Source organism: Marinobacter bryozoorum (assembly GCF_023156245.1).
Lineage (GTDB): Bacteria > Pseudomonadota > Gammaproteobacteria > Pseudomonadales > Oleiphilaceae > Marinobacter > Marinobacter bryozoorum.
In genome coordinates this window covers 1-5,710 of the sequence record NZ_JAKZAH010000073.1, presented here as the reverse complement: position 1 = coordinate 5,710, position 5,710 = coordinate 1, and the positions used below count along the sequence as shown (strand labels likewise).

The 5,710-nt window shown below is 56.5% G+C and carries 5 protein-coding genes; all 5 read right to left on the bottom strand.

The window, feature by feature from the left end; translation table 11 throughout:
- Positions 1–138 precede the first annotated feature (138 nt).
- A complete protein-coding gene (gene nhaD, locus MLC59_RS19300; protein ID WP_248237235.1) occupies positions 139–690 on the bottom strand; it encodes a sodium:proton antiporter NhaD in 552 nt (183 codons plus the stop codon).
- A 61-nt stretch (positions 691–751) separates the two neighbouring features.
- Entirely contained in the window at positions 752–2,548 is a 1,797-nt protein-coding gene (oadA, locus tag MLC59_RS19295) for a sodium-extruding oxaloacetate decarboxylase subunit alpha (protein WP_248237234.1), read from the bottom strand.
- A gap of 22 nt (positions 2,549–2,570) precedes the next feature.
- Positions 2,571–3,992, bottom strand: a complete 1,422-nt coding sequence (locus tag MLC59_RS19290; protein WP_248237233.1) for an acetyl-CoA carboxylase biotin carboxylase subunit — start codon at positions 3,990–3,992, stop codon at positions 2,571–2,573.
- Positions 3,993–4,060: 68 nt separating this feature from the next.
- Entirely contained in the window at positions 4,061–4,663 is a 603-nt protein-coding gene (locus MLC59_RS19285) for a CBS domain-containing protein (protein WP_248237232.1), read from the bottom strand.
- Between the two features lie 768 nt (positions 4,664–5,431).
- On the bottom strand, positions 5,432–5,710 hold a 279-nt coding region (locus MLC59_RS19280; protein ID WP_248237231.1), incomplete at its 5' end, for an ATP-binding protein.

The following is a 5,710-nucleotide window of genomic DNA, read 5'->3' as shown; positions in this document are numbered from 1 at the left end:
GTACCACCAAACCCTTGATTACCAAACGCCCGATGAGGTGTACTACAGGCAATCCATATCCTTGGCAGCCTGAGCCAGGGAAACAACCGGATCATAGCTTAGGGACACCATCAGGTTGTCCAACTGATTGGGTCCACCTCAGTTGATACATGAGAGTGATACAAAGGCTCCATTCTCCCGGCCCACCGCCATCACTACCGCACACATGATCAGCGCGGTAGTGAGGTTGTCCGCTACGGGGGAAATAAAGAATGCCAGTATGCCGGTGATCCAGAACAGTTGCCGGTAGCCATAACCCTTGCCGAGTAACCAGATCCGCAGTTGGTCAAATACATTACGCTCCAGCATCGCGTTAATGTAGGTCATGGCCACCAAGAGGAAGAAAAACAGCTCGGCGTATTCTAGGAAGTTGTGTCGGATCGCCGCTTCCACCTCCCCGTCTGCGCCCACCGCTCGATAGGCCAAGGCCACCAGAATCCAGATCAGCCCTGCGGCGATCAGCATCGGCTTGGATTTGGCCAGGTGGATCTTCTCTTCCAGCATCACCAGGATATATGCCATCACGAAAATCCCAATGGCCAGGTAACCGATGGGATGAAAAGCCAGACTCGGGCCTTGGCCCGGGTTCGCCCATACCAGGGCAGGGGCGAACGACGCTATCGTCACCACCAGCAAAAAAATCGACCTCATCAGAAAGACTCCGAATGCAGAGGAAAGACCGGGGCAGCGGTTCTGCCCCGGTGGTAGGACGTCAGGCGATCTCGATTAGGCTCTCGCCGGGAGCTACACGATCCCCCTTGGCAATACTGACCCGTTGGATAACCCCGGAAATCGTTGCCTTGACCTCGGTTTCCATTTTCATCGCTTCAATGATGAACACCGGATCTCCGGCCGACACCTGGTCCCCTTCGTTAACCAGCACGTCAACAATATTGCCCGGCATGCTGGTCGTTACGTGGCCTTCGCCAGAGGCTTTTTCGCGGCCTCCAGACCGGGAGCCTTCCGAGACGGCACCTTGTGAGATCAGGCTAATCTCCTCCGGCACACCGTCCACCGTCATGTAGAAACGGCGCTCGTTTTCACTGTCCACGTTGGCGCCAGTTACATGAATGTCGTAGCTCTCACCATGGACAGTAATCTGGAACTGTGTGGAAACGCCGTTTCCGGACTTGCCCTTGGCGATGGACTCAAGCGGTTCGGGCTGCAACGTGCCATCACGACGCTGCTTCAAATAGGCGCGGGCCTGATCCGGGAACATGGCGTACGTCAGCACGTCTTCCTCACTTTCCTCCAGGTCACCAATGTCTTTGCGCAAATCCGACAGCTCTTTCGGGATCAGGTTGGCGGGACGCTCCTCAATCAGGTCTTCCTTGCCGACGGCCCGGCGCTGCAGCTCTGTATCCACTTGCCCGGGCGCGGCACCGTACCAGCCCTGGAGGTATTTCTTCACTTCGTTGGTGATGGACTCGTAGCGTTTCCCGGCCAGGACGTTGATCACGGCCTGGGTGCCCACTATCTGGGAAGTCGGCGTCACCAGAGGCGGGTACCCAAGGTCCTTGCGTACCCGGGGAATTTCCTCAAACACCTCCTGAATACGGTCCAGCGCCCCTTGTTCTTTCAGTTGGTTGGCCAGATTCGACAGCATTCCACCGGGTACCTGGGAGAGCAGGACCGAGGTGTCGACCCCGTTGTAATCACTTTCGAACTGGTGGTATTTCTTGCGCACCTCGCGGAAGTGGCAGGTTGCCTTATCCAGCAGCTCAAGGTCCAGACCGGTCTCGTAGCCGGCGTCTTGCAGGGCTGCCACCAGCGATTCGGTTGGCGGATGACTGGTGCCACCAGCAAACGCCGATAAAGCGGTATCGATGTGATCCACGCCGGCCTCCATCGCGGCCCACTGGCACATGGGAGCCATGCCGGACGTGGCGTGGGAGTGGAGGAACACCGGCAGGTTAAAGCTCTTTTTCAGCTTGCCGACCAGCTCCGCCGTTACGGCCGGGGTCAGCAGTCCTGCCATATCCTTGATGGCAATGCTGTCTGCCCCCATGTCAGCCATGGCCTTAGCCTGGGTGATGAAGGTATCCGTGCTGTGAACCGGGCTGACGGTGTAGCAAATCGTTCCCTGGGCGTGCTTGCCCGCCTTTTTAACTGCCGCGATGCTGGTTTCCAGATTGCGTACATCGTTCATCGCATCGAAAACACGGAACACATCAATGCCGTTCTCCGCTGCCTTGGCCACAAAGGCCTCAACCACGTCATCGCCATAGTGGCGGTAGCCCAACAGGTTCTGCCCCCGAAGCAACATTTGCAGCCGGGTTTTTGGCAGATGCTTGCGCAAGGTTCTCAGGCGCTCCCAGGGATCTTCCTTGAGGAATCTCACACAGGCATCAAAGGTTGCACCGCCCCAGCACTCCAGCGACCAGTAGCCAGCCTGGTCCAGCCACTCACAGGCAGGCAGCATATCTTCTGTGCGCATCCGGGTCGCTATAAGGGACTGGTGAGCGTCCCGCAGGATAACGTCAGTGATGTGAATCTTTCGTTGTGTCATTGATAGGACTCCACTATTCAGTTTAGAGGCCAGCCTGGGCTGCGATGGCGGCAGCGACTGCCGTGGCAATGGATTCGGGTCGACTCTTGTTGCTGTACTCCAGCAACTGGGGATTGCGCTCGACAAATCCGGTGTTGAACGTTCCTGACTGGAAGTCCGGGTGATTCAGTATCTGCTGGTAATAGGGGATCGTGGTTTTAACCCCATAAATTGCCATGTCGCTGAGGGCGCGCCTGGAGCGGCCCACCACTTCTGGCCAGTCCAGAGCCCAGACGATCAGCTTGGCGCACATCGAGTCGTAATAAGGCGGGATCTCATAACCGCTGTACATAGCGGCATCGGTACGCACCCCGGGGCCACCCGCCGAATAGTAGCGACTGATACGGCCGAAGCTCGGCAGGAAGCCATTCTGCGGGTCTTCCGCGTTAATACGGAACTGCACGGCAAAGCCCCGGTAGCTGATATCCTTCTGGCTGAAGGAGAGCGCCTCACCCGCCGCGATCCGGATCTGTGTCTTGATGATATCGATGCCGGTGGTTTCCTCGGTGATGGTGTGCTCCACCTGGACCCGGGTGTTCATCTCCATGAAATAGAAGCTGCCGTCGTGATCGAGCAGAAACTCGACGGTGCCGGCGTTGACGTAACCACACTGGCGGGCAACGCGGATGGCGAGCTCACCGATATATTCCCTTTGCTGTTCACTGAGCTGGGGGGAGGGGGCCACCTCAATCAGTTTCTGGTTACGCCTTTGGATGGAGCAGTCACGCTCAAACAGGTGCACCACATTGCCGTGACTGTCGGCCAGAATCTGTACCTCAATATGGCGTGGTTCAATGATGCACTTCTCAAGGAAGACCTCGGCACTCCCAAAAGCCTTGGTGGCCTCAGAGATGACACGCTCGTAGTTCTGACGAAGTTCCTTTTCCGTGTCGCAACGCCGTATGCCACGCCCTCCACCACCAGACGTGGCTTTCAGCATGACGGGATAACCAATTTTTTCTGCCTGGCGTACGGCATCTTCGACATCACTAAGGTTGCCATCTGAGCCTGGCGTTACCGGCACGGCCGCCGCCATCGCGGTCTGGCGCGCCTGCGTCTTGTCACCCATGGCGCTGATAGCCTCTGCCGAAGGACCGACGAACGTAATACCACGCTCCCGGCAAACGGCGGCCAACTCGGCATTCTCTGATAGAAAGCCGTAACCGGGGTGCAGGGCATCGCAACCAGTCTCTACCGCGAGGTTCACCAGGTGGTGAGGGTTCAGGTAACCACTGAGCGGGTCCTTGCTGATGCGATACGACTCGTCTGCTTTCTTTACATGCAGGGAGTACTGGTCGGCCTCTGAAAAAACAGCCACAGATCGTATGCCCAGCTCGTTACAGGCCCGGGCTATACGAACCGCAATCTCGCCACGATTGGCGATCAGCAATTTCTTGATCGGCATTGGTTTTACCTTCAATTGGCGTTCGGAAAAAGCTGCCAGCGGCCAGAGCCGATGGCAGCTATGGTGGGCTAGCCCGATGATCCCCTGACAGCGTGAACGATGTCTGAGAATGATTCGGGACGAGGATCCGGGGTCAGGTTTACCCCGAGTTTCTGGCCAAGATCGTCAGATGACAGCAGCCCGCGAACGAATTGCTCGCTTAAATATGTCGCATCCGCATCAGTCACCAGTAAAAAGTCTGTGTGAAGTTCTTTGAATAGAGCGACTAGATCCTCAACCTTCAGGGTCTGGAGCCGGCTGTAGTCGATAACCGGCAAGCTCCATATTGGGCGCATCACATCCTGTGCTGTGATGTCGTCGATGGAACCACCTCGTTGATTCGCAAGGCTCAAGGGCAACGCGCCCATCAGATCCTTCAAAGCCAACATTCCGGTGACTTCTTCCTTGGCATTTATAACCACGGCGAACGTGGAGCCGTGGTTATACAACCTTTGCCTGGCCTCCCGGATTCCCATCGCCGCGCGAACCGTGACCGGATAATCTCTGGCGAAATCCTTCAACACCTTTGTCGCAGGGCCATCACTGCTGAGGGGGGTGGTTATCGTATTGGGCAGGAGTCGGAAGACCCCGCCGGATGGCCTGGACACCAAAAAGCGTAACGAATTGCTCATGACAATTCCTCATTACTGATAATCATTCAGGCAGGACGACAGTACGAACCACAGCTCGTTGAAAGTCCTGATTTGTGAATGTTCTACAGCGTCGAGGGTGGTGCCTGAGAAAGACCGGGATAGCTGATCAGCCTTGAACGAGGCCCGTCAAAGGCTAGCTGGGTCAGGGCATGGGAGGAAAGCTTTAAAGGGGGGAGTTCAGGCGTAAGATGCTGTGCTGGCGCTTCGCCAGGGGATGTGGAGCCGTCTGCAGACGAGTCTGTCGCTGTCGCCAGACTCCAGTCTCCAAACTCTGCCAAGGCTGAAGGGTCGCCACCACCAGGGAGACCCTGGGCCTGGACTCCGATCGTCCAGACGAAAAACAGAAACGCCAACAACACGCCGAGGTGGCGCGTAAGGAAGGCTTTATCGTCGAGGCCGGAATTCATCAAATTACCATCTGATTAAACGGTGTGGCCGGAAGATGGAAGTTACCACTGCGGTTTCAGATGAGCAAACAAGAATCGTTTCTTTCTGGCATCTGAAGCGGTACTCCATGCCGTACTGCAAGAAAGCTGAAGCGGCCATATGGTCAGTCGGGTATTACCAAACGAGGAGCGGGGTGACCAGTGTGGCGATCGGGACCTAGCCTCGCTCATTGTTAACGGGTGATGCCGCTTCAGGATTGGCTTTTGCTACCGGCTAATTTGCACAAGGCTTATCAGGCGGCTGAGCATTGACATGACATTGAGCTGTGACAGATCACACAGTTGGGAGTAAATGAAGGTTTCACTCAGCAACAAGCTCGGCTTCAAAACCGTCCTGCCGCCCGGTTGCCGGCGATCGTAAATACAAGGCCATGCCGGCACCTTCGGCAATCGCGTCGGCAATGGCCAGGCCAAGACCAGAGCCGGAGGCATTGGTATTCGAGCGTTCAAATCGGTTCCGCAACAACTTGAGCTGTTCCGGTGAAATTGTGTGGCCGCCATTGCGCACGATCAGCCTGCCATCTTCACACAGGCTGATTTCCACTGGCTCGCTCGGGGAGCCATGCTTGAGTGCGTTCTC